This is a genomic window from Nonomuraea sp. CA-141351 (assembly GCF_050944675.1).
In the GTDB taxonomy this organism is placed as follows: Bacteria; Actinomycetota; Actinomycetes; order Streptosporangiales; family Streptosporangiaceae; genus Nonomuraea.
Genome location: NZ_CP191982.1, coordinates 9,013,531 through 9,035,757 on the forward strand (window position 1 = coordinate 9,013,531; position 22,227 = coordinate 9,035,757).

The window sequence follows — 22,227 nt, forward strand, 5'->3', positions numbered from 1 at the left end:
CCGATTGGACACCGGTCACCTGGGTAGCAGTCGCCCCATGGCAACCGACGTCATCACCTTGATCACCAGTGACCACCGGACCGTGGAGAAGCTCTTCGAGCGGCTCAAGAAGGGGCAGGGCGACCAGGCGGCCACCGTGGCCGAGCTGCACGCCCTCCTGATCGCGCACGCGCGGGCCGAGGAGGACCGGGTCTATCCGGGCATCGACGCCCACCACAGCGTCGAGGAGCACAAAGAGGCCGAGATCCTGCTCGACGCGCTCGTACGGGCCAAGCCCGGCACGCCGGAGTTCCGCAAGACGCTGGACGAACTGATCAAGTCCGTCACGCACCACGTCGAGGAAGAAGAGAGCAAGATCCTCCCCGCCCTGGCGAAGTCGGTCGGCGAGAAAAAGCTGAAGGAGCTCGGCAAGGCGTTCAAGGAACGCAGGGCGGAGGAGCTGAAGGCGCTCAGCGTCCCCAAGCAGGCGGCCCCGCCCGGATCACGCGAGGGGGCCACCAGGTCCGAGCTGTACGAGAAGGCCAAGGAGGCCGACATTCCCGGCAGGTCCCACATGGACAAGAAAGAGTTGGCCCAGGCGCTAAGGCAGGCCAAATAGAAGGGTTTCGGGCTGCTCGCTGGGTAGAGGGCGCGTATGACCGAAAAACCTCCGGACCGGTTCGGCCTCAGCGACGAGCAGGAGATCGAGGTCGAGGAGTGGAACGACGACCTCGGCTTTTACCACGAAGTCGTCGAGGACGACCCCCAGCACAGAGACACGCTCGACGAACGCCTGCGCCGGGAGGCCAGGGACCGGCTCCACGAGCCCCGGCCCAAGCACCGGCTGACCCAGCCGGACGAAGGGCTGGAGCCGGACACCGAGGACGAAGAGCTCGGCTTGGACTGGGGCGACGACGACGGCAACGATCTGTCGGCGGAGGAGCGTGCCGTCCGCATCGATCCCGACGAGAACCTTCCGTGAGACGCCCCGGCGCGGGCGTCAGGCTCGCCGGCGCGTCACGCGAGGCGTTCCAGCACGGACAGCAGCGCGTGCAGGTCGTCGACGACCGCGTCGGCGGCCGCCGCCCGCGGGCGCTCGGCGTGCAGGTAGCCCCATGGCCCGCGGCGCAGCAGCGCTGTGCGCATGCCCGCCTCGGCGGCGGGGAGCACGTCGTTGTCCAGCCGGTCGCCGACGTAGAGGATCTCGGCGGGCTCCCGCCCCGCGACCGCCGCGACCTTGGCGAAGAAACCGGGGTCCGGCTTGGACACGCCCCACCCCTCGGAGGTGTGCACGGAGTCGGCGGGCAGATCCATGGCCACCAGCGCGTCGAAAGCCCGTCTCGGCTGATTTCCCGCGATGATCACCTGGTATCCGGCCTCACGGATGGCGGCCAGCGCGTCACGCACGTCGGGATAGAGATCGTCGGCGTCGAAGCGGTTGCGCAGGCCCTGGGGGTCGTCGCGTTCCCATGCGGCCTCCTCCGCGAGGAGGTCGAAGCCGGGCCGTACGAGCTCGAAGGCGTCGCTGTGAGGGCGATCCAGCGCGGCCATCCCGCCGAGCGCGCCCATCAGCACGAACTCGCTCACGCCCAGCCGGTCGGCCCAGCGCGCCCAGATCCGCGCCTCGCTGATCAGCGTCTCCCCGACGTCGAACACCACAGCCTTGATCATCAATCCCCCCGTTTCAAACCGCCCACCTGGGCACCGGCATAGAGCAAAAGCCTACAAGGGGGATTTTCATGCCATCAGAGCGCGACGCGAAGGACCGCCAGCTCGACGCCGATCGAGTCCCAGCCGACGATCTCAACATGACCACGGACCAAGGCGTCCGGGTCGACCACACGGACGACTCGCTGCGGGCGGGCGAGCGCGGGCCGACGCTCATGGAGGACTTCCACTTCCGCGAGAAGGTCACCCGCTTCGACCACGAACGCATCCCCGAGCGTGTGGTGCACGCCAGGGGCGCGGGCGCGTACGGGGTGTTCCAGCTCTACGAGCCGCTCGGCGACCTCACCTCGGCGGCCTTCCTGAACGACACGTCCAAGCCGACGCCGACGTTCGTGCGCTTCTCGACCGTGGCGGGCTCGCGCGGCTCGGCCGACACCGTGCGCGACGTGCGCGGATTCGCCACGAAGTTCTACACCACGGAGGGGAACTTCGACCTGGTCGCCAACAACTTCCCGGTCTTCTTCATCCAGGACGGCATCAAGTTCCCCGACTTCGTGCACGCGGTCAAGCCCGAGCCCCACAACGAGATCCCGCAGGCGCAGTCGGCACACGACACCTTCTGGGACTTCGTGCAGCTCCAGCCCGAGTCGCTGCACATGATCATGTGGCTGATGTCCGACCGGGCCATCCCGCGCAGCTTCCGGATGATGCAGGGGTTCGGCGTGCACACGTTCCGGCTGGTGAACGCCTTGGGGCAGGGCACGTTCGTCAAGTGGCACTGGCGGCCGGCGCTGGGGACGTACTCGCTGGTGTGGGACGAGGTGCTCCGCATCCAGGGCAACGACCCCGACTTCAACCGCCGGGACCTGTGGGAGGCGATCGAGCGTGGCGCCTATCCGGAGTACGAGCTGTGCGTGCAGCTCGTGCCGGAGTCGCGGGAGCACGACTTCGACTTCGACCTGCTCGATCCCACGAAGATCATCCCTGAGGAGCAGGTGCCGCTGCGGCCCATCGGCAAGATGACGCTCAACCGCAACCCGCAGAACTTCTTCGCCGAGACCGAGCAGGTGGCCTTCCACACCGCCAACCTCGTGCCCGGCATCGACTTCTCCAACGACCCGCTGCTGCAGGCCAGGAACTTCTCGTACCTCGACACCCAGCTGCTGCGCCTGGGCGGCCCGAACTTCCCGCAGATCCCGGTCAACCGGCCGGTCAACGAGGTGCGCAACGACCAGCGCGACGGCTTCCACCAGCACATGATCCACGAGTCGCGCACGAGCTACGCGCCGAACTCCATCAGCGGGGGCCACCCCGCGGCGGAGGACGGTTACCGGCACTACCAGGAGCGGGTGGACGGCGTGAAGATCCGCAAGCGCAGCCCCAGCTTCGACGACCACTACAGCCAGGCCACCCTGTTCTGGAACAGCATGGCGGACTGGGAGAAGCAGCACATCGTGGCCGCGTACCTGTTCGAGCTGGGGCACGTGGAGCGCCCGCACATCAAGGAGGGCGTGGTCCGGCACCTGGGTCACATCCACCCCGACCTGGCCGCGCAGGTGGCCAAAGGGCTGGGCCTGCCCGAGCCCGCGATGGCCGAGGTCCATTCGAACGCCTCGCCCGCGCTCAGCATGACCGGACAGCCGCAGAGCGTCGCCACCCGCAAGATCGCCATCCTCATGGCGGACGGGACGGACGCCGGCGAGGTGACGGCCCTGCGCGAGTCCCTGGAGGGCAAGGGCGCCATCTGCGAGGTGGTGGCCCCGGCGGAGGGCACCGTGGGCGGCATCCCGGTGGACAAGCAGCTCAGCGCGGCGAACTCGGTCCTCTACGACGCGGTGGTGGCCGCGGACGGTGCCGCGCTGGCGCCGTCGGGGCGGGCCCAGTTCTTCGTCAAGGAGGCGTTCAGGCACGGCAAGGCCATCGGCGTGGTGGGGTCCGGGCGCGAGCTCCTGGAGGCGGCACGGTTGCCCAACGACGTGGGGGTGGTGATGGGGGACGGCATCGCGGAGAAGTTCGCGACGGCGGTGGCCGGCCACCGCTTCTACGAACGCGACGTGAGCGCCGTCCCCGCGTGAGCTCAGGGGGTGAGCTTCTCCATCGCCTTGGCGATGCGCTTCTCCGAGACCGGTGTGGGAGTCCCCAGCGTCTGGGCGAAGAAGCTCACCCTCAGCTCCTCGATCATCCACCGGATCTCCAGCACGTCCGGATCGCCTCGCCGCGCCCGGGGGAGCTTCTCCAGCAGGTCGTGGTAGTCGTCCTCGACCTTGTGCACCCGGTCCATCCACTCCTGGTCCCGCCAGGGCTCCTCCGGGAGCTTGGCGAGGCGGCGGTCGACCGCCCGGATGTATCGCAGGATGTCGGAAAGGCGCTGGTAGCCCGTGGCCGTGACGAAGCCCGGGTAGACGAGCTTGCCGAGCTGCTCGCGGATGTCGTCCGTGGCCGCGCCGGCCCGCAGGGCGTCGAGCCGGGCGCCGGCCTCGTGCCAGACGCTCAGGATCTGCTCCACCCTCGACAGCACGTCGGCCGCCGTGTCGTGGAGGTTGGCCCGTACGTGCTGGTAGAGGCGGTCGAAGGCCACCGGATCCCACGCCGGGCCCCCGGCGTCGAGCATCAGCTTGTCCACCGAAGCGTTCACCACATCGTCGAACAACGCCACCGCGCCGCCGTGCGGGCTGCGTGACAGCGCCAGCTTGGCCTGGTTGGACAGGCCGCCGAGCAGGGACTTGGCCGGGTTGGTGACGTTCAGGAGGAGCAGGCGGCGCACGCCGGGCCAGTGGGAGCGGCGCTGCTCGGCCGCCGTCTCGAAGATCTTGATCGAGACGGAGTCGCCCGCGTCCACGAGAGCCGGATAGCCCTTCATCCGGCCCTGCTCGAACACCTTCGGCAGCGTCCCGAAGGTCCACGTGTGCAGGCCCGTCTGCTCCAGGTCGTCACCGGCCTGCGAGAGCGTCTGCCGCAGGCGCGGGGCGAGGCGGCGTTTCAGCGTGTCGAGGTCCTTGTCCTCGGCCACCGTGCGCTTGCGCTCGTCGATCACCCGGTACGTGATGCGCAGGTGGTCGGGCACCTGGTCGAGCTGCCAGGCGTCGCGCGGCACGCGTATGCCGGTGAGCCGCAGCAGCTCCCGCTCGACGGCCTCCAGCAGCGGCTCGCCGCCCTGCTTGACGCCCTCCAGCACCTGCTTGGCGTAGTTGGGCGCGGGGACGAAGTTGCGGCGCAGGGCCTTCGGCAGGGAGCGGATCAGCGCGGTGATCAGCTCCTCGCGCAGGCCGGGGATCTGCCAGTCGAAGCCGTCGGAATTGACCTGGTTGAGCACCTGGAGCGGCACGTGGACGGTCACGCCGTCGGCGTCCGCGCCCGGCTCGAACTGGTAGGTCAGCTTCATCCGCTGGCCGAGCTGCTTCCACGTGTCGGGGTAGTCGCGGGCGCTGATGTCGGCGCCCTCGTTGACCAGCATCTCCGGCGAGAACGTGAGCAGGTCGGGCGTCTCTTGCCTGACCTTCTTCCACCAGGAGTCGAAGTGGCGGGCCGAGACCACGTCCGCGGGCACCCGCTGGTCGTAGAAGTCGAACAACGCCTCGTCGTCCACCATGATGTCGCGGCGGCGTGCCCGGTTCTCCAGCTCCTCGACCTCTTCGAGCAGTCTGCGGTTGTCCTTGAGGAAGCGGTGGTGGGTGTCCCAGTCGCCCTCGACCAAGGCGTGCCTGATGAACAGCTCACGCGACAGGTCGGGGTCGATGCGGCCGTAGTTGACCTTGCGGCCCACCACGAGCGGCACCCCGTACAGGGTGACCTTCTCCAGGGCGATCACCGCTCCCTGGTTCTTCTCCCAGTGCGGCTCGGAGTAGGTGCGTTTGACCAGGTGCTGGGCCAGGGGCTCGACCCAGTCGGGCTCGATCTTGGCGTTGATCCGCGCCCAGAGCCGGGAGGTCTCGACCAGCTCGGCCGACATGACCCACTGCGGCTGCTTCTTGGCCAGGGCGGAGCCGGGGAAGACGGCGAAGCGGGCGTTGCGGGCGCCGAGGTACTCCTGGATCGGCCTGCGGCCGTCCTGCCCGCGCTGCTTGTCCATGACGTCCTTGACGCCGATGTGCGACAGCAGCCCGACCAGCAGGGACACATGCACGTGGTACGGCTGCGCGGGCTGGCTGTTGGGCTGGGCGCCGAGCGACTGGCGGAGCTGGCTGTAGATGTCCTGCCACTCCCGGACCCGCAGGTAATTGAGGAACTCCGCCTTGCACAGCCTCCTGAACGCGCTGGACGACAGCTCCTGCTGCTTGTCGCGCAGGTAGTTCCACAGGTTGAGGTAGGCCATGAAGTCGGACTCGGGGTCGGCGAAGCGCCGGTGCTTCTCGTCGGCCTGCTGCTGCTTGTCGGACGGGCGCTCGCGCGGGTCCTGGATGGACAGGGCGGCGGTGATCACCATGACCTCGCGCAGGCAGCCGTTCTTCTCGGCCTCCAGAACCATGCGGCCCAGGCGCGGGTCGACGGGCAGGTTGGCCAGCTTGCGGCCGACGCCCGTGAGCTTGCCGTGGGCGTCGAACGCGCCCAGCTCGTGCAGCAGGTTGACGCCGTCCTTCACCTGGCGCCGGTCCGGCGGCTCCACGAACGGGAACGCCTCGATGTCGCCCAGCCCGATCGAGGTCATCTGCAGGATGACGGAGGCCAGGTTGGTGCGCAGGATCTCGGGGTCGGTGAACTCCGGCCGGTTGAGGAAGTCCTCCTCCTCGTACAGCCGGATGCAGATGCCGTCGGAGGTGCGGCCCGAGCGGCCCTTGCGCTGGTTGGCGCTGGCCTGCGAGATGGGCTCGATCGGCAGGCGCTGCACCTTGGTGCGGTGGCTGTAGCGGGAGATGCGCGCGTAGCCGGGGTCCACGACGTATTTGATGCCGGGGACCGTGAGCGACGTCTCCGCCACATTGGTGGCCAGCACGACGCGGCGGCCGGTGTGGCCCTGGAAGACGCGGTGCTGCTCGGCGGCGCTCAGGCGGGCGTAGAGCGGGAGGATCTCGGTGTTGCGGAACTCGGCCTTGCCGAGCGCGTCGGCGGCGTCGCGGATCTCCCGCTCGCCCGACAGGAAGACGAGGATGTCGCCGGGGCCCTCGCCTATCAGCTCCTTGCAGGCGTTCACGATGCCCTGGGTCTGGTCGTCGTCCTCGTCGAGCGGCCGGTAGCGCACCTCGACCGGGTACGTGCGCCCGGAGACCTCGATGATCGGCGCGTCGTCGAAGTGGCGCGAGAACCGCTCCGGGTCGATCGTGGCGCTGGTGATGATGACCTTGAGGTCGGGCCGCTTGGGCAGGAGCTGTTTGAGGTAGCCGAGGATGAAGTCGATGTTGAGGCTGCGCTCGTGGGCCTCGTCGATGATCAGCGTGTCGTACTGGTCGAGCATGCGGTCGTTCTGCAGCTCGGCCAGCAGGATGCCGTCGGTCATCAGCTTGACCAGCGTGCGGTCACTGGCCTGGTCGGTGAAGCGGACCTTGTAGCCGACCACCTCGCCGAGGCCCGTGCCGAGCTCCTCGGCTATGCGCTCGGCGACCGTGCGGGCGGCGATGCGGCGGGGCTGCGTGTGGCCGATGAGCCCTCGGACGCCGCGGCCCAGCTCCATGCAGATCTTGGGGATCTGGGTGGTCTTGCCGGAGCCCGTCTCGCCCGCGATGATCACGACCTGGTGGTCACGGATGGCCTCAAGGATGTCGTCCCTGCGCTGGGAGACCGGCAGATTTTCTGGATATGTCACCACCGGCACGGCTTCGCGCCGCCGTACCAGCCGCTGCTCGGCGCGCTCGACGTCGGCGAGGATCTCCGCGACGATCTTGTCGCGGGCGTCGCGCGAGCGCACCCGGCGCATGCCGTCGAGCCTGCGCCGCAGCCGCCGCTGGTCGCGCGGCATGAGCTCGGGCAGGCGGGATTGGAGCTCGGCCAGTGGAGAGGACAAGGAAGGCGTTCCCATACTGCTTTCAGGATATTTGAGCCCGGCTTCCCCGGAGCCAACCGCCCATGCTGCCCGACCATGGCGGTGGCGCGCATCCCAATATCCCCCGCCACTCACCGGCTGAGGGCTGGATCCGGACGACACGCCGGGCGCCTCCGCGCCGCACGGTGCCGCCCCGGACACGCTGACGACGGCCGGGCGGGCCGCCCCACCAGCAGGCGCCCGAGGGCGGACGCGTCAGCGTGGGCCGCCGCACGCACGACGCGTCGGCGACACGGTGTACGGCGCAACACGCTCGGCCCCCAGCCCGCGACACGAGGCCGGTGCGACGCCGCCGCGCAGGAGCGGTGGGATGCGACACACACGGCGCACAGCCCGCGAGGCGGCGGGGCCGGTCAGCGGGGCGAGAAGGAGGAGAGGAACGCGGACTGGACGGCGTCCAAGCCACGTTCGACCTCGCCGGGGTCGAACGTGGGCCGCTCCCCGCCGTTGGCCTCGGCCAGCCGCTCCTCCAGTTGCGTACGGGCCGAGATCTGGGCCGCGCGCACCGCCGCCACGATCGCCTCGGCCAGCTCGTCGCCGCCCATCGTGCGCAGCACGCGCGGATCGAGGCGGATCTCGCGCACGAGGCCGTCGGACTCCACCGCGGCCTGGATCTTCCCGCCGGCGGCCGTCCCCTCCCCGTGACCTCTTTGAGCCCGTTCATCGCCTCGGCCAGCTTCGCCATGGCCTGGTCCGCGCGCCGGCTGATCTTCTCGAGCTCCTCGGGCGTGACAGTGACCGGATCGAAGCCGGACATGCCATGGCCTTCCCTGTTCGTCGGCATGGCCTGCAAGTCGATCAAGATTGCCTGAACCGGTTGGTAGCGAACAGCGTCACCCCATCGAACATCCGGTGAACCCAGATGATCAACGCCTCCTCACCCACAAAGATGACCTTCGACGCAATATTGCTGAAGGAGCGACATGTCCGGCCCACAGGACACAAGATTCATCACCTCTCGCACCATCGACAAGATGAGCGAGCACTACAGGGACATCTGGGTCGATTTCCGGAGGAGCGCTGACCGCATCTGGGACACCGACCTCGGCGACGCGCTGGGCGTGCTGCTCGCCGAGAGGGTCGTCGGGATTTACGGCAAGGCGCAGAGGGGCTGCGAGGACGCCCTGCGTGACGGCACCATCGCGTCCCTGGGCATCTCCGAAGGCCTGACCACCTGCGCCGGTAATTGGCGCGCGGCCGAGCAGGCCAGCATCGTGGAGTACCGGTAATGGCCGCCCTGCCCGTGCCCGCGCCGACCCTCACGGCACTCAGGGAACTGCAGTTGTACGGGGCCGTTCCCATGGTGTCGATCTCGCTCCTGATGAGCCTCGGCATGGACTACGACAAGGTCTCGGAGGTCGCCAAGATCTGGAAGCAGATGGCCCGGGACCTCGACCGCCCTGTCGAGGTGCTGGACGGCATCCCCAACGAGACGAGGCAGCGCTGGATCGCCGACGACCAGCGGGAGTTCTCCCGGGTGACGGGCGACATGCACACCGGCACCGAGGCCCTACGGGACTCGCTCGACAAGATGGGAGACATGCTCGAGAGCATGTCCATCGCCTTCCGGCTCTTCAAAGGGTCGATGGCGGCCCTCGGCGCGATGCTCATCCCCCTGACCGCGTACCTCGTCCCGATGTCGATGGTGCCCGCCAGCGCCGTGCAGGCCCGGATGTCCCTGAGGTGGTTGGCGAACGCCGCGGACAAGATCGTGGTCGTGATGGTGGGCGCGCTCATCACGCACTTCACTGGGCAGATGGCCATCATCGCCTACCTGGTCGCGCGCGAGCATCAGCTGGACAAGATGGCCGACATCCACATCACCGACGGCGGCTGGGCCAAAGGGAGCCTGCAGGGCGTGGACTTCTCCACCGTCAAGATCGACAGATCGGCGTACCCGACCTTCCAGCTCCCGGACCGCGGAGACAAGCTGCCTGACGCGGCGAAGGGCTTCAAGTGGGTCGCCCCCGCCAAGCCACCTGCTGAGCCGCCTGCTGAGCCGGTCCAGGACTGAGCCGGTCCAGGACTGAGCCGGCTCAGGACTCCGCCGCCAGAGCCGCCCCGATGATGCCCGCCTCGTTCTGGAGCGCGGCGGGCACGACGGGCGTGCCGATGTGGACGTGCGGCAGGAACTTGTCGGCCTTCCTGCTCACACCCCCACCGATGACGATCAGCGAGGGCGACAGCAGCATCTCCACGTGCCGCAGATACTCCTCCACCCGCTCGGCCCATTTGTCCCAGCTCAGCTCGTGCTCCTCCCGCACTCGCGCCGACGCCCGATGCTCGGCGTCCTTGCCCCGGAGCTCCAGGTGCCCGAGCTCCGTGTTGCGTACGAGCGTCCCGTCGGTGAACAGCGCGCTCCCGATCCCCGTGCCGAATGTCAGCACGAGCACGGTGCCGCGCTTCCCCTTACCGCGCCCGAAGGTCATCTCGGCCACGCCGGCCGCGTCGGCGTCGTTCAGCACCGTCGCCCCGCCGAAAAGCTCACCCGCGTCGACGCCGATCCACGAGTGATCCACATTGGCGGCCGTCAGCACGACGCCGTCCTTGACCACACCGGGGAACGTGACCCCGACCGGACCGTTCCAGCCGAAATGCTTGACAATCGCCGCCACCGCCTCGGCAACCTCATGAGGCTTGGACGGCTGGGGCGTGGGAATGCGCAGACGCTCCTTGACCAGTTCTCCAGCCTCGGTGTCGACGGGCGCGCCCTTGATTCCCGAGCCGCCGATATCGATGCCCAACACGTTCATGACACTCCCTCTCCCCTTCAGGACGCGAAAAACTCCCGTCCTGATATTTCCGGAACCGGGTGAACCCCCTCACACGCCTCCGCGTATCTCGCGTCACAAGCGCTAACTAGGAGGCAACGGATGCGGCCACGCATCATCACACTCTGCGCTGTTGCGGTCGTTCTGGGAGCGACTCTCACCACTCCCGCACACGCCACCACCAGGAACCGTTTCGACGTCATCAACCTTGTGTCGGACGTCAAGGGCAAAGCCCCTGTCACCGACCCCAAGGTCGTCAACCCGTGGGGCCTGGCCATGGGCAAGACTCTGTGGGTCTCGAACACCGGCACCGGCAGTGCCACCGTCTACTCCGGTACGGGCAAGAAGGAGCAGACCGAGGTGGCCGTTCCGGGCGGAGCCCCGACGGGTCAGGTGTTCAACCCAGGCGAGGGCTTCACCGTCAAGGGCAAGCCCGCCACGTTCATCTTCTCCAGCCCGAGCGGCGCCATCAGCGGCTGGAACGCCGAGGTCGACCCGGCCAACGCGATCATCGCGGCCTTCACGCGCGGCGCCGACTACAAGGGGCTGGAGCTCGTCGAGACCGACGACGGCGCTTTCCTGCTGGCCGCCGACTTCGCGAGCGGGCGCATCCACGCCTTCGACGAGGACTTCCGGCGCATCCACCTGAAGAACTGGCAGTTCAAGGACCCGGGGGTGCCCTCAACGTACAAGGCCTACAACGTGGCGATCGCCAACGGCAGCATCTGGGTGGCCTACGCCCTGCGTGACCAGTCCACCGGCAAGCCCACCTTCGGCGCCGGCAAGGGCTTCGTGAGCCGTTTCAACGCCGGCGGACGCCTCACCGGCCGCATCTCCAGAGTCGGGCTCAACGCCCCCTGGGGGATCACCGCCGCGCCGAAGGGCTGGGGACAGTACGCCGGCGCGCTGCTGGTCGGCAACTTCGGCGACGGCACCGTGCACGCGTACAAGCACTCGCGTCACCTGGGCTCGCTGCGCACGGCCGACGGCAAGCCGATCGTGCTGCCCGGCCTCTGGGACCTGGAGCCCGGAACCGCCACCACCGGCGGAGAGAACTCCCTGTGGTTCTCCGCCGGCATCGACGGCACCAAGCACGGCCTGATCGGCATCATCGCCCCGCAGGGCACCAAGCCGACGTCCACCGGAACGCCGTCGAGCACCCCGACGAACCACCCGTCGGGCCACCAGACGAGCGCGCCCACTACCCGGCCGTCCTCCCAGAACCCCTACGGCGGGTACTGACCGGGCGCTCGCTCGCCGTCGTCCCCAGCCCTGGTGAGGTGCGCAGCTCGCCGGCAGGCTGGGGGCGGCGGTCACACGACCGTTTCCGGCGCGGTTTGCGCGAGCCGCGCCGGAAACATCCCCACTCCGCTGGTGTCACTCGCCGCACTTCGGGTGAGTCCCTTCGGAAGGGGAGGGGTACGGTCAGAGCGTGAGTGAGGGGACCTTCAGCGAGTGGCTCAGGCAGCAGTGCGAGCCCGAGTGGACGGCGGTGGTGACGCACCCGTTCGCCATGGCGATCACGAAGGGCGCGGCGGCCGACGAGGACATGCGGCGCTACCTGGAGCAGGACTTCCAGTTCGTGGACTCGTTCACCGCCTTGCTCGGCGCGGCCGTGGCGAGCGCCGACACGTTCGAGGCGCGGGTGCCGTACGGGAAGTTCCTCGGGCAGGTCGCGACCACCGAGGAGAAGACGTATTTCCACCGGGCGCTGGCCGAGCTGGGCGGGCGGACCGAGGTGCCGCTGGAGCCGGTGACGACGGCGTTCAGGCGGCTCATGGACGAGGTGCGGGCCTCGCAGGACTACCTGCTGATCGTGGCCGTGCTGTGCGTGGCCGAGTGGTGCTACCTGGGATGGGCGTCGCGGGCCGAGGAGCCGCTTCCTGAGAGGTTCGTGCACCGCGAGTGGATCGAGCTGCACGAGGGCGAGGAGTTCCGCGCCTGGGTGGCCTTCCTGCGCGGCGAGCTCGACCGCCTGGGCGCGGAGCTGGCGGAGGAGCGCCGGACGCGGGTGCTCGGTGTGTTCCGCCGCGCGGTCGAGCTGGAGCGGGCCTTCTTCGACATGGCCGGCGAGTCCGGTTAGCCCAGGACGGCCGCCAGGTCCTGGTACGTCCGGTAGTGCACGCCCGTCATGCCGATGGCCCTGGCCGCCTCCACGTTCGGCAGCCGGTCGTCCACGAACAGGCAGCGCTCGGGCTCGACCCCGGCACGCTCCGCCGCGATCTCGTAGATCCGGCGATCGGGCTTGGCCACGCCCACCCTCGCGCTGCTGACCACGTCGTCGGCGAAGTGCGTGAGCCCCAGCAGGTCGAGCTGCTCCTCCAGCCGATCCATGGCGTTGGTCACGATGACCACGGGCACGTGCTGCTGCGCCCTGGCCAGCAGCGCCCTGACCTCCTCGTCCACCCAGTACCGGATCCCCGCGAACTCGGCGACGGCCTGGCGGGCGCGCTCGTCGCCGCCCAGCGCGACCACGATGGACTCCAGCCACTGCTCCTCGGTGACCTGGCCGAGCGTGGGAGGCATGATCAGCTCGGGGTCGAGGGCCGTCTTCATGAGCGGGAGGCCGTAGCGGGCCTCGATGTCGGCCTGGGCGGCGTGGTCGAAGTGGCGGAGGACTCCATCGAGGTCAGACAGAACCGCGTCAAAGGGGATCACAGCCCCTCATTGTGACAGCGATCCGCTTTTCGCGCGTCGCCAAAGGTGCCGGGGCTACCGGCGGCACTACCATCTCCGAGACAGGATTCGGTATCGGAACGGTAGGGCATGAACGATCACCGGCTGCCACTCGAGCTGGGCCGGCTGTTCGCCGACGGCGGCATGGGGCGCAGGCTGCCCGCTGGGCTGCCGCCGGGGGACGTGGTCTGGCCCGATCCCGGCTACACCCGGCAGGGCGAGGCGGCCTTGCCGGCGTTCTGGATGAGCGAGGAGCCGGCGACCGGCGCGGACTGGGCGCTGATGCGCGAGTGGCACCCGCACAGCGGGCTGTGGCCGGTGCTGCTGGACGAGTCGGCGCAGCCCTGGGCCGTCGGCCAGGTCGTGCCGGATGACCCGCGCCAGATCGCCCACTTCACCGCCGAGGGCTTCATGGCCGAGGTGTGGGAGGAGTGGGTGGCCCAGATGCCGCAGAGCGCGCTGACCGAGCTGGAGCCGTACGGGGCGATCTGCCCCGGACCTGCCCCGCCCGGCGTGCTCAAGGCCGAGCCCGGGGCGGTCGCCGACTGGCTCGCGGGAGAGCTGGCCGCCAAGGGGATGCCGCTCGGCCTGGTCGCCGCCCCCAGGGGCGCCGACGCGCTGGCCGTGATGGGCTGGCAGGGCGCGTTGCACCACAACGAGTGGATGATCCCCATGGCCGCCGTGGTGCGCAGCTGGGAGGACCGGTTCGGCGCGCGGGTGGTGAGCGTCGGGTTCAACACGCTGGACCTGAGCGTGGCCGCGCCGCCTGTCGATCCGGAGCACGCGTTACAGGTGGCCGCGGAGCACTGGGCGTTCTGCCCGGACAACATCGTCCAGGGGCCCGGCGACCTGCAAGGCTACGCCGAGCAGATCATCGGCGGGCACGCGTGGTCGTTCTGGTGGGACTGAGCTCCGGCTTCCCGGCCTCGGTCCGCAGGCCGCCGGCCGGTCGCGGCGGCGCCTTCCATGGGCACGAGCGGCCCGCTCCCGAGAGGACCGTAACCCGTGACGGCGGGATGAATGCTCTCCCGACGTCACGGGTTACGGTCCCCTGGGGGAAGGGCCGTCGTTCACGGGATCAGGGCCACGGCGCCGTAAGTTCCTGAGGAGCTCGGCTGATCGGCGCAGGCGGTGTCGAGGCCGTTCGGCCGCCATTCCGGCACCCACACCAGTCCCGGGTCTACCAGCACCAGACCTTCGAGCAACGCCGCCACCTCCTCTCTGGTGCGAATCGCGTGACCGGGCAGCGTCATCGCCAGCAGATTGTGAATGGCCGGCAGCAGCTCCGGTGGAATCGCGTCGAACGTGGTCTGCAGCAGCGACAGGTAGCTCCTTTCCGGCACCACCTGCCGGATCCGCTTGATCACGTAGTGGAAGTACTCGTCGTCGTTCAGGCTGTGGGTCGACAGCAGCAGCACGGCCATGGGCCGGTCCCAGTCGAGGAACGTCTGCATGACCCGGTCATCGAGGATGTCGTCGATCTCGCGCACGTCGCCCTCTACGACGCGTACGAGATCGGTGACGGGCTCGATGGTCGCCCGAGCTCCGGCCAGCACCATCGGGTCGTTCTCCACGTAGACCACACGGGGGACCGCGGCGCCCAAAGCGTCACGGGCCACGTCGTGCAACTGTCTTCCCGCCGGCAGGCCGCTTGGCACGCCACTCCCGACGATCACGAACTGGTCCACGCCTTCTGTCGCCAGGTGACGTACCACGCGGCATAAATATTGCAGCACGGCCCGCGCGGCCGTCGTCACGATGGGAGCGGCCTGGTCGTAGCGGCGCATTGCGTCTCTGTCCGCCACGAAATTGTTCTTTCCACCCGTGGCGGCGTCGAGAACCCGGGTGATCGTAGCTTGGGTCATCTCCAGCTTCGCCAGGTTTCGGATGGCACGCTGACGCATTGAGTGTTGCCCCTTTCCCCTCGCCCACTATCTCGGGAAAAGCTGATCCTTTCGGACCCCACACTCGATGACCCAGAACATATGATCCTCGTTCGGGAGCGGATGACAACCGGAAAAGCCATTAGTTTTCGGTATATCTGCCTAACCCTCTACCGAGAATAATGATCATTCATTAGGGAAAGAGATCATTTTCCGAGAGAACGCGAAAGTCGCTCGCGATGGAAATTCAAGACCTCGAAGGTCTCCTCGCGCGTGGTCGTCGTCACCGACAGCTTCGTGAACGCCTGGTGGTACGCCTCCACCGCGGCGGTGTCGGTGACCAGCTCGTCGGACTCGATGCCATGGGCGCACGCGATGTCCGGCTCGAACGCCTCGGCGAAGCGCCACAGCGTGAACGGACCGGTGCGCGGCACGTAGGCAGGGTCCTCCATCGGCACCACGTGCAGCGAGATGTTGGGGCGCTTGGCATGGTCGAGGAGCTGCTCGACCTGACGGAGCTGTACGTGCGGCCCGACGATCGAGCGCACCAGCACGCTCTCGTCGATCACCGCCCACACCACGATGCCGCTGTCGCGGGCCACGGCCTCCTGGCGGGCCAGCACGAGGGCGAGTGCCTCGTCCACCGTGTGCTGCCCGAGCGTCGCCGGCCCGGCCGCGGTGATGGCGGCCCTGGCGTACTCCTCCGTCTGCAGCAGCGGCGGCACGAACTGGGGGTGGTACGTGCGGATCACCGTGGCCCGCTGCTCGAGCGCGTACGCGGCGGCCAGCCAGACCGGCACGGAGTGCGCGTCGTACCAGGCGGCCTCGCGCTCGCCCCTGGCCAGCGAGAGCACGTATTCGCGGATGGGCGGCGCGACGACGCCGTAGAGCGTGAGCAGGCGCTCGACGGTGATGGGGGCGGGGGCGAGCCTGCCCTCCTCGACCGCCGGGATCGCGGCGGTCCCCTTGCCGATCGCGGTCTCCACCTGCTCGGCCGAGAGGCCGGCGGCCAGGCGCAGGCCGTGCAGCCGCTTGCCGAGCGCCCGGCGCTGTGGCCCGCTCAGCGGCGCGGCGGCGTCGGGGATGTCGGAGGAGGTGGTCTCGGGCTCCTCGGGCAGGCCCTCGGCCTTGCGGGCCAGCTCGACAACGCCGCGCAGGACGGTCAGGGAGCTCTCGGACAGCCCTGAGGCGTTCAGGCCGATGGCGGCCGCGCGCAACTGGAGGTCCTCGACGGCGCCGGACTCGAGGAATTCGTCGCCGACCAGCCAGCCGACGCTCACCTGGAGGCACGAGGCCAGCGCCCTGAGCACCTGGAGCGTCGGGTTGGTCTGCTTGCCGGTGCGCAGCTGGCTGACGTAGGCGCGCGTGATGGGGATGCCCGCCTCCGTCAGAGCGGAGGCGACCTGTGCGCCGGTGAAGCCGCGCTTGGTCAGCGCGAGATCGAGCCGCTCGGCGAAGTTCGCCACGGCACACCTCCTACCGCCCGTGAACTTTTCCAGCGTAAGGGACGCGGGCCCCACTGTCCCCTGCCATACGGGCCAGCTCTGCCCCGCGAGTAGGTATCAACTTATGCGCAAACTGTCAGTTGACATAGCCCAGTCTATAAGCGGACTATCAGAGCGCGTGGTAACTGAGGCTTAACAGCCAGACGGGGAGGAGGTGACCGGACATGACCACGGACTCGATGTTCCTGGAAGGTCCGGCCTCCACCGGCCAGGAGCAGGTGGTCCAGCGGATCTGCGAGCGCGTGGCGGGACCGGTGGTGGGAGCCGGTGTGCACGTCGCGAGCCTGCCGCTGGGCGGCCTCGAGGTCTGGCTGGACAGCCCTCGTCACCGTTGGCGTTTCCACCACCGGATGGCCCGCGAGCTGCGGCTGGCCGGATGGCACACGGAAACGGGACCTGATCGGCTGCTGTTGCTCGGGTGGAGTGCGGTCTGCCTGAGCCACCGGGCCAGGATGCTGAGCGCGGCCCTGGCGGGACGGCTGACCGACTTCGACAAGACGGCGTTCATGGCCGTCATGATCGCCACCCGGCTGCGCCACGAGGGGTTCCCGATCGAGGACCTTCCTGCCGAGGTGGAAGCTCGCTGCGGCGACGAGCTGCGCTGGCCCGCCCGGCTGGCCGATCTCGACGGCCTCGAACGCCGGTCGTCGCTGGAGCCGCTGAGGCTCAGGCTGGCCCAGGTGGCCGGGCTGGAGGCCAAGGTGAGCCGTCGCTGCGGCGAGCATCTCGCGCTCGCCTCGAAAGTCGCGCGCACGGTGGCCGGTGGTGCGGTGCCGGCCAGGTCGCGCGTACGTTCGTCGGCACCGTGCTCTTCCACACCGGGTTCTTCGAGCCCGGGGGCAGGACTGACCGAGCGCATGGTCTGCGTCAGCGTGCCCAACGTGGTCAGAAGGGCATCGGTGTCGCCATGATGTTCCCCGCCTCGCTCGCGCTGCCTCTCAGCGCGCCGCCCACCGGCCGCAGGCCCTGGGGCGTCGCGCTCTGGTGCGCGTGCGGTGGGGCGGGAATGCCGGCGCTGCCATCAGGCGGCGGGAGGCCGCCGGCCGAGTGCGGCCGGCCCGCCCCCTCCGCGGGACTGATGGCGGCGCGTTTGCCGCTGGCCCCGGCGCTTCCCCGTCCCCCCGGCACCGTGCGGCACGTGCCCGACTTAGTCGGCTCGGTGCTGTTGGCCAGCGCGGTCGCGGCTGGCGTGCTGGCCAACACGAGGGGTAGCGCCTGGGGCTGGCTTTCTCAGCGTCCGCCGGGCCGTGCGGCCGCGCTCGCGGTGCTGCTCGCGAGGTCGTTCGCGACCTCGTGGCGGCGTCGTACGGGCGCGATCGACCTGCGGCTACGGCGGCGACGCGGTTTCCCATGGGCGGCGGGCGCGTCCTGCCTGTCAGGCTCGGCCTCGTTCGCCGTGCTGACCATGGGGCCGCCTTATGTGGAGAAGGCCGAGCCACTGACAGCCATGATCGCGGCGATTCCGGCGGCCGCGCCGGCCGCCCGCCGCGTCGGGCCCGTCGAGGCCGGCCACGGCGGAGGCCTCGCTCCGGGCGGAGGAGCGATGCTGGGTGGGGCGATCGGCGTGGTGGGCGCCATGGTGCTGATCGACCGGCCGTTCTTGGAGGTGCCCGTGTCCGGGCGTGCCTCCGTCCTGGTGGCCGTTCTCCTGGCCGCCGTCTTGCTCGCCGCCACGGCGCTGGTGCGGGTCGCCGGGGCGTCGGGCAGTGAGACCGAACCTGGATCTCAACGCACGGCGGAAGAGGGGCCGGCGAAACTCCGCCGGCCCCTCGCCGAACCACGTCAACCCGCGATGAACAGGAGCGATCATGCTCACGGATGAGCTGCGCAGGTCACAACCGCATGAGTTCCACGCCCGCGGGGCAAGGCACGCGCCGCCGCCGCCCTGGGGCGAGGACCAGGGCGACGCCCCGCCGGCGGGATCGGCGCGCACCGTGCACCGGCTGCGCCGCATCCGGCAGGTGTCCGTGGAGGCCATCACCGAGATCGACCAGGCCCTGCGGCACCGCGCTTCCTGAACACCCACCCTTCCCGCACAGGAGGAGATCCCATATGCGCACCGTCCTCGCCCGGAGTATCCGGTGAGCCGCGGGCGGGTGGGCGTGATCGTGGCGCCCGCGAACCCGTCGGCGGAGCCTGAGCTGACCCGACTGCTCGGGTCGCGCGCCGACATGCACGTCACGCGCTTCCCGGTACGGCCGGGATCCCTGGCCGAACGGCTGGAGAGCTACAACGAGGCCCTGCCCACCATGGTCTACGCGTTCGACGGCCTGCCGCTGAGCGCGATGGTCATGGCCTGCAGCGAGCCCCGCTACCTGCTCGGCCCCGACGAGGACCGTGACCAGTGCGCCGAGCTGACGGCCGCGACCGGGGTGCCGTTCGCCTCGGCCACGCAGGCCGCGCGCGAGGCGATGGACCACGCCGACGTGAGCGACATCGTGCTGGTCTCGCCGTACCAGCCGTGGCTGACGGAGCTGGCCGAGCGGTTCTGGAAGTCGGCCGGGCTGAACGTCACCCAGGTCGTCCAGGTACGCGCGAAGAACGGCTACTCCTCGTACGCGGTCACCCCGGCCGAGCTGATCAGCCAGATCGAGCTGGCGGAGCTGCCCGGGGACGCGGTGCTGCTGTTCACCGGCACCGGCATGGCCACGCTGCCCGTGCTCGGGCGGCTCAGCGCCGGCAACGACCGGATCCTGCTGACCTCCAACCTCTGCACGGCCTGGTGGGCTCTGTCCAGGGCCATCGGGCAACACGTGACGCTCGCGCGCGTGCCGCACCGCCGCTACATGGGAGGCGCCGCATGAACGGCGTCATCGTGGTGGGAGCGGGGCCCGCGGGGCTGACCGCCGCGCTGTCGCTGGCCAGGGCCGGGATCCCGGTCACCGTGCTGGAGCGCGAGAACGAGCTCAGCAAGCAGACCAGGGCCTGCACGTTCCATCCGGCCACGCTCGACCTGCTCGACGACCTCGGCGTGGCCTCCCAGCTCGTCGCCAAGGGCCGCGTCGTGGACCGCGTGCAGTGGCGCGACCGGTCCGGGATCGTGCTGGCCGAGATGGGCATGAACCGGCTCAACGGCCTGACCAGGCATCCGTTCAGGATCCACGCCGACCAGGCCTCGCTGACCCCGCTGCTGCTCGCCGCCCTGAGTGCCTACCCGGACGTGGATGTGCGATTCGGCACCCGCGTGGACGGAGTGGCGGAAGGCGGCACAGGGATCCGGGTCCGCGTCGGCCACACCTGGACGCGGGCCCGGTACATGATCGCCGCCGACGGCGCGCACAGCACGGTGCGCGGCTCGCTGGGGCTGCCGTTCCCCAGGTCCGCCTATCCGACGCAGGCGCTGCGGGTGTTCACCGACTCCCCGCTGGACCGCCTGCTGCCGAGCCTGGCGCCGCTGACGTACGTGCGGGACGTGCAGCAGTCGTGCACCCTGCTCGGTCTGCCCGACCACTGGCGGATCATCTTCAAGATCCCCTGCGACGCGCACGAGCCGCTGTCGCCTTCCAACCTGTCCCTGCTGGTCCGCCGGGCCCTGCCGGGGGCGAGCGGGCCCATCCACGTGACGGGCGCCGACCGGTTCGGGCTGTCCAGAGGCGTGCTGACGTCGTACCGGTGCGGCCGGGTGCTGTTCGTGGGCGACGCCGCGCACCTGACGTCCACGGTCGGCGGGCTCAACATGAACGCGGGCATCCACGACGCCGCCGAGGTGGGCCAGGTGATCGCGGCCGCGATCGGCGGCTTCGCCCCGCCGGCCGCGCTGGAGGCATGGGCCTGGCGGCGGCGCTCGGTGCTGCTGCAACGGGTGATCCCGCGTGGTGAGACCCGGCTCGTGGGCGTGCGGGAGCACGACAGCGCCAGGCTGGCGGCGGCCATGGCCGGGCTGCGGGCCATCGCCGGCGACCCGGACGCGACGCGCGCCTACCTGGCGCAGGCCTCGCTCCTGGACACCGTGCCAGGCAAGCTCCTGGACACCGTGCCTGGGAAGAGGTGACGACCCCCGTTTCCGCGTACTGACTGGAGGAGGTGTGACGCCGGATGTGGCGAACCCTGTCTGACGACGCTCGCCAGGCCATTCGCGACCTGTGCGACAAGCACGGAGCCCGCCTCTACGACTACTGCCGAACAGAGCTCGCCGCGGGCGACGCCGAGCAGGCGGTGGCCGGCGCGGCACTGACGGCGCACCTGTACGCGGACCGCGTGGTGGATCCGGCCCTGCGGCGGCCCTGGCTGTACGCGGTGGCCCGCGCGCACCGGGCGGTCGTGGCCAAGCCCGCCAGCATCGGCTCGTGGTCGCGGCCCGGCCGGATGTCGGAGCTGCTGCCCGAGGCGCTGCTCTCCCTGAACCGCCCGCAGCGTGAGCTGCTCGACCTGTCCCTGCGGCACGGCCTGGCCGACACGGAGATCGCCGTGATCTTCGAGCTGCGCCAGGACGAGGTGCGGGCCATCGTCACCCAGGCGGCCGCCTCCCTGGAGGAGTGGTTCGCCGCGATCATCGCCGCGCGGGGCCACGACGGATGCCCCGACCTGACGGCGCGGGTGTCGGAGTGGGTCGCGGCCCCCGGCCGGCGGGCCAGGGCCAGAATCGGCCGTCACATCCAGTCCTGTGCGACCTGCCGGGCCGCGCCCAGGACCATGTCGGCGGCGGCGCTGCTGCGCCGCCTGCCGATCACCACGTTGCCCGGCACGCTTCCCAACCGGCTGGCGTTGGCGCAGCCGTTGCCCGGCGAGGGGCCTCTTTGGCGGGCGGACGGCTTCCCTGTGCAGGCCCGCACACTGGTGGAGACCGGCCCTTCCCCGGCTCCCCCGGTCGCCGACGCCACGCCGCAAGTCCCGGTCGCCGACCCCACGACGGCGACCTCGGGAAAGCCCTGGTCGGCGGCGGGCGCGGCTGCCGCCGACCAGGAGCCTCCCGCGGCCCCCGCCGTGCGCGGGCGGCATCCGTTCACCCCGCCGAGCCGTACGCGGGCCTTCCGCGGCGGAGCGAACGGCGACAAGCTCGTCTACACCGCCGCCGTCAAGGGCTCGAGCAACGGCGTCCACAGCCAGGGAGCCATCATCCGGTACGGCGGGATCACCATGGGCGGTGACCTGGTCGAACTGCGGGACGGGCAGGTGCAGGAGTTCTGGCGGGAGCGGCCGGACGACGACGATCCGGAGGCCGGGCCGCCGATCAGGGCCGTGGCCAGGCTCGGGCTGATCGTGGGCGTGGGCCTGCTGGTGGCAGGGCTGGTCTGGGCCGTCGTGAACGCCCAGCGGCATCCCGCGACGCTCACCAAGACCGCCGCGCAGACGGGCGTGCTGGAGGAGCCGCCCGCGCGCTATGTGCCCGAGGTGGCCCCGGCCGCGGGCTCCGGCCTGTCGAGCATGGCCAGGAAGGCCGAGCTGCCCAGGCCGGCGCCTCCGGTGGCCAGGCTGACGCCGTCGTCGGTGTCGCTGGGCGCCGGGCGTACCGGAACGTTCTCACTGTCGTGCACGGGAAGCTGCGAGATCACCTCGGCCACCGGCACCGGGGGCATCGCCGTCTCCGGGACCGCCTTCAAGGTGCGCGCGCCGCTCTCCCAGCGCGCCTGCTCGGCGCGGCCGAGCGTGAAGCGAGGCAAGATCACCGTACGGTGGGCCGGCAAGGCCACGGGCGACGGCAAGACCACCGGCGGCACCACCGCCGGGCACGGCACCCTGACCATGAGCGTGTCCTGGACGGTCGCCGGGAGCGGCGGCGTGCGGATGCTCGACAGGGACCGCGGCGTCGTCTACTGCCGGTGAGGGGCCCG

22 protein-coding genes are annotated in these 22,227 nt (G+C 70.0%); 15 read left to right on the top strand and 7 right to left on the bottom strand.

Translation table 11 applies throughout. From position 1 onward, the window contains the following. The first annotated feature begins 37 nt into the window (after window positions 1–37). Together ACQPWU_RS42420 and ACQPWU_RS42425 are read left to right on the top strand one after the other, a co-directional pair. Window positions 38–598 carry a hemerythrin domain-containing protein gene (locus tag ACQPWU_RS42420; protein WP_433431315.1) on the top strand — a complete coding sequence of 187 codons (561 nt, stop codon included), beginning with the start codon at window positions 38–40 and terminating at the stop codon, window positions 596–598. A gap of 36 nt (window positions 599–634) precedes the next feature. Continuing rightward, complete coding sequence (locus tag ACQPWU_RS42425; RefSeq protein WP_433431316.1) at window positions 635–961, top strand: DUF5709 domain-containing protein; 327 nt, start codon at window positions 635–637, stop codon at window positions 959–961. Window positions 962–996: 35 nt separating this feature from the next. Here ACQPWU_RS42425 and ACQPWU_RS42430 read toward each other — a convergent pair whose 3' ends face one another. After that, window positions 997–1,650, bottom strand: a complete 654-nt coding sequence (locus tag ACQPWU_RS42430; protein ID WP_433431317.1) for an HAD family hydrolase — start codon at window positions 1,648–1,650, stop codon at window positions 997–999. A 68-nt stretch (window positions 1,651–1,718) separates the two neighbouring features. Between ACQPWU_RS42430 and ACQPWU_RS42435 the strand changes: the two genes are divergently transcribed. Continuing rightward, complete coding sequence (locus ACQPWU_RS42435; RefSeq protein WP_433431318.1) at window positions 1,719–3,722, top strand: catalase; 2,004 nt, start codon at window positions 1,719–1,721, stop codon at window positions 3,720–3,722. 2 nt (window positions 3,723–3,724) lie between these two features. Here ACQPWU_RS42435 and hrpA read toward each other — a convergent pair whose 3' ends face one another. Together hrpA and ACQPWU_RS42445 are read right to left on the bottom strand one after the other, a co-directional pair. Further along, complete coding sequence (gene hrpA, locus ACQPWU_RS42440) at window positions 3,725–7,597, bottom strand: ATP-dependent RNA helicase HrpA (protein WP_433431319.1); 3,873 nt, start codon at window positions 7,595–7,597, stop codon at window positions 3,725–3,727. Window positions 7,598–7,974: 377 nt separating this feature from the next. Next, window positions 7,975–8,223, bottom strand: coding sequence for a hypothetical protein (locus ACQPWU_RS42445; protein ID WP_433431320.1), 249 nt, complete (start codon window positions 8,221–8,223; stop codon window positions 7,975–7,977). 48 nt (window positions 8,224–8,271) lie between these two features. Here ACQPWU_RS42445 and ACQPWU_RS42450 point away from each other — a divergent pair, with 48 nt between their 5' ends. The 3 genes from ACQPWU_RS42450 (at window position 8,272) to ACQPWU_RS42460 (ending at window position 9,635) form a co-directional block, all read left to right on the top strand. Continuing rightward, the gene (locus ACQPWU_RS42450; protein ID WP_433431321.1) at window positions 8,272–8,433 is read left to right on the top strand and encodes a hypothetical protein; all 162 of its coding nucleotides are present in this window, start codon (window positions 8,272–8,274) and stop codon (window positions 8,431–8,433) included. Window positions 8,434–8,595: 162 nt separating this feature from the next. Next, the gene (locus ACQPWU_RS42455; protein WP_433431322.1) at window positions 8,596–8,850 is read left to right on the top strand and encodes a hypothetical protein; all 255 of its coding nucleotides are present in this window, start codon (window positions 8,596–8,598) and stop codon (window positions 8,848–8,850) included. Next, the gene (locus tag ACQPWU_RS42460; RefSeq protein ID WP_433431323.1) at window positions 8,850–9,635 is read left to right on the top strand and encodes a WXG100 family type VII secretion target; all 786 of its coding nucleotides are present in this window, start codon (window positions 8,850–8,852) and stop codon (window positions 9,633–9,635) included. Before ACQPWU_RS42455 ends, ACQPWU_RS42460 begins: the two co-directional genes overlap by 1 nt. A gap of 22 nt (window positions 9,636–9,657) precedes the next feature. Here the strand turns inward: ACQPWU_RS42460 and ppgK are convergent, their stop codons facing one another. Beyond that, the gene (gene ppgK, locus ACQPWU_RS42465) at window positions 9,658–10,374 is read right to left on the bottom strand and encodes a polyphosphate--glucose phosphotransferase (RefSeq protein WP_433431324.1); all 717 of its coding nucleotides are present in this window, start codon (window positions 10,372–10,374) and stop codon (window positions 9,658–9,660) included. A gap of 120 nt (window positions 10,375–10,494) precedes the next feature. Between ppgK and ACQPWU_RS42470 the strand changes: the two genes are divergently transcribed. Next, window positions 10,495–11,634, top strand: a complete 1,140-nt coding sequence (locus tag ACQPWU_RS42470) for a TIGR03118 family protein (protein ID WP_433431325.1) — start codon at window positions 10,495–10,497, stop codon at window positions 11,632–11,634. 190 nt (window positions 11,635–11,824) lie between these two features. Continuing rightward, on the top strand, window positions 11,825–12,475 hold the full coding sequence (locus ACQPWU_RS42475; protein WP_433431326.1) for a TenA family protein: 651 nt from the start codon (window positions 11,825–11,827) through the stop codon (window positions 12,473–12,475). Here the strand turns inward: ACQPWU_RS42475 and ACQPWU_RS42480 are convergent. Continuing rightward, window positions 12,472–13,050 carry an HAD family hydrolase gene (locus ACQPWU_RS42480; RefSeq protein WP_433431327.1) on the bottom strand — a complete coding sequence of 193 codons (579 nt, stop codon included), beginning with the start codon at window positions 13,048–13,050 and terminating at the stop codon, window positions 12,472–12,474. The two genes, ACQPWU_RS42475 and ACQPWU_RS42480, sit on opposite strands and share 4 nt — an antisense overlap. Window positions 13,051–13,158: 108 nt before the next feature. On the opposite strand from ACQPWU_RS42480, the gene ACQPWU_RS42485 reads away from it, so the two are divergent. Next, on the top strand, window positions 13,159–13,977 hold the full coding sequence (locus ACQPWU_RS42485; protein ID WP_433431328.1) for a DUF4253 domain-containing protein: 819 nt from the start codon (window positions 13,159–13,161) through the stop codon (window positions 13,975–13,977). A gap of 161 nt (window positions 13,978–14,138) precedes the next feature. On the opposite strand, the gene ACQPWU_RS42490 is transcribed toward ACQPWU_RS42485, so the two are convergent. Beyond that, entirely contained in the window at window positions 14,139–14,933 is a 795-nt protein-coding gene (locus tag ACQPWU_RS42490) for an SAM-dependent methyltransferase (protein ID WP_433431329.1), read from the bottom strand. Between the two features lie 224 nt (window positions 14,934–15,157). After that, a complete protein-coding gene (locus tag ACQPWU_RS42495; protein WP_433431330.1) occupies window positions 15,158–16,417 on the bottom strand; it encodes a Scr1 family TA system antitoxin-like transcriptional regulator in 1,260 nt (419 codons plus the stop codon). Between the two features lie 203 nt (window positions 16,418–16,620). Between ACQPWU_RS42495 and ACQPWU_RS42500 the strand changes: the two genes are divergently transcribed. The 6 genes from ACQPWU_RS42500 (at window position 16,621) to ACQPWU_RS42525 (ending at window position 22,219) form a co-directional block, all read left to right on the top strand. Continuing rightward, window positions 16,621–17,367, top strand: coding sequence for a hypothetical protein (locus ACQPWU_RS42500; RefSeq protein ID WP_433431331.1), 747 nt, complete (start codon window positions 16,621–16,623; stop codon window positions 17,365–17,367). A 227-nt stretch (window positions 17,368–17,594) separates the two neighbouring features. Continuing rightward, window positions 17,595–18,278 (top strand): hypothetical protein, encoded by a 684-nt coding sequence (locus tag ACQPWU_RS42505; protein ID WP_433431332.1) that lies wholly within the window; start codon window positions 17,595–17,597, stop codon window positions 18,276–18,278. Then, window positions 18,265–18,474 carry a hypothetical protein gene (locus ACQPWU_RS42510; protein WP_433431333.1) on the top strand — a complete coding sequence of 70 codons (210 nt, stop codon included), beginning with the start codon at window positions 18,265–18,267 and terminating at the stop codon, window positions 18,472–18,474. The genes ACQPWU_RS42505 and ACQPWU_RS42510 overlap by 14 nt, the downstream gene beginning before the upstream one ends. Window positions 18,475–18,537: 63 nt before the next feature. Then, window positions 18,538–19,260 (top strand): maleate cis-trans isomerase family protein, encoded by a 723-nt coding sequence (locus ACQPWU_RS42515; protein WP_433431334.1) that lies wholly within the window; start codon window positions 18,538–18,540, stop codon window positions 19,258–19,260. Then, complete coding sequence (locus ACQPWU_RS42520) at window positions 19,257–20,447, top strand: FAD-dependent oxidoreductase (protein WP_360713003.1); 1,191 nt, start codon at window positions 19,257–19,259, stop codon at window positions 20,445–20,447. Before ACQPWU_RS42515 ends, ACQPWU_RS42520 begins: the two co-directional genes overlap by 4 nt. Window positions 20,448–20,491: 44 nt before the next feature. Next, complete coding sequence (locus tag ACQPWU_RS42525) at window positions 20,492–22,219, top strand: RNA polymerase sigma factor (RefSeq protein ID WP_433431335.1); 1,728 nt, start codon at window positions 20,492–20,494, stop codon at window positions 22,217–22,219. The last annotated feature ends 8 nt before the right edge of the window (window positions 22,220–22,227 follow it).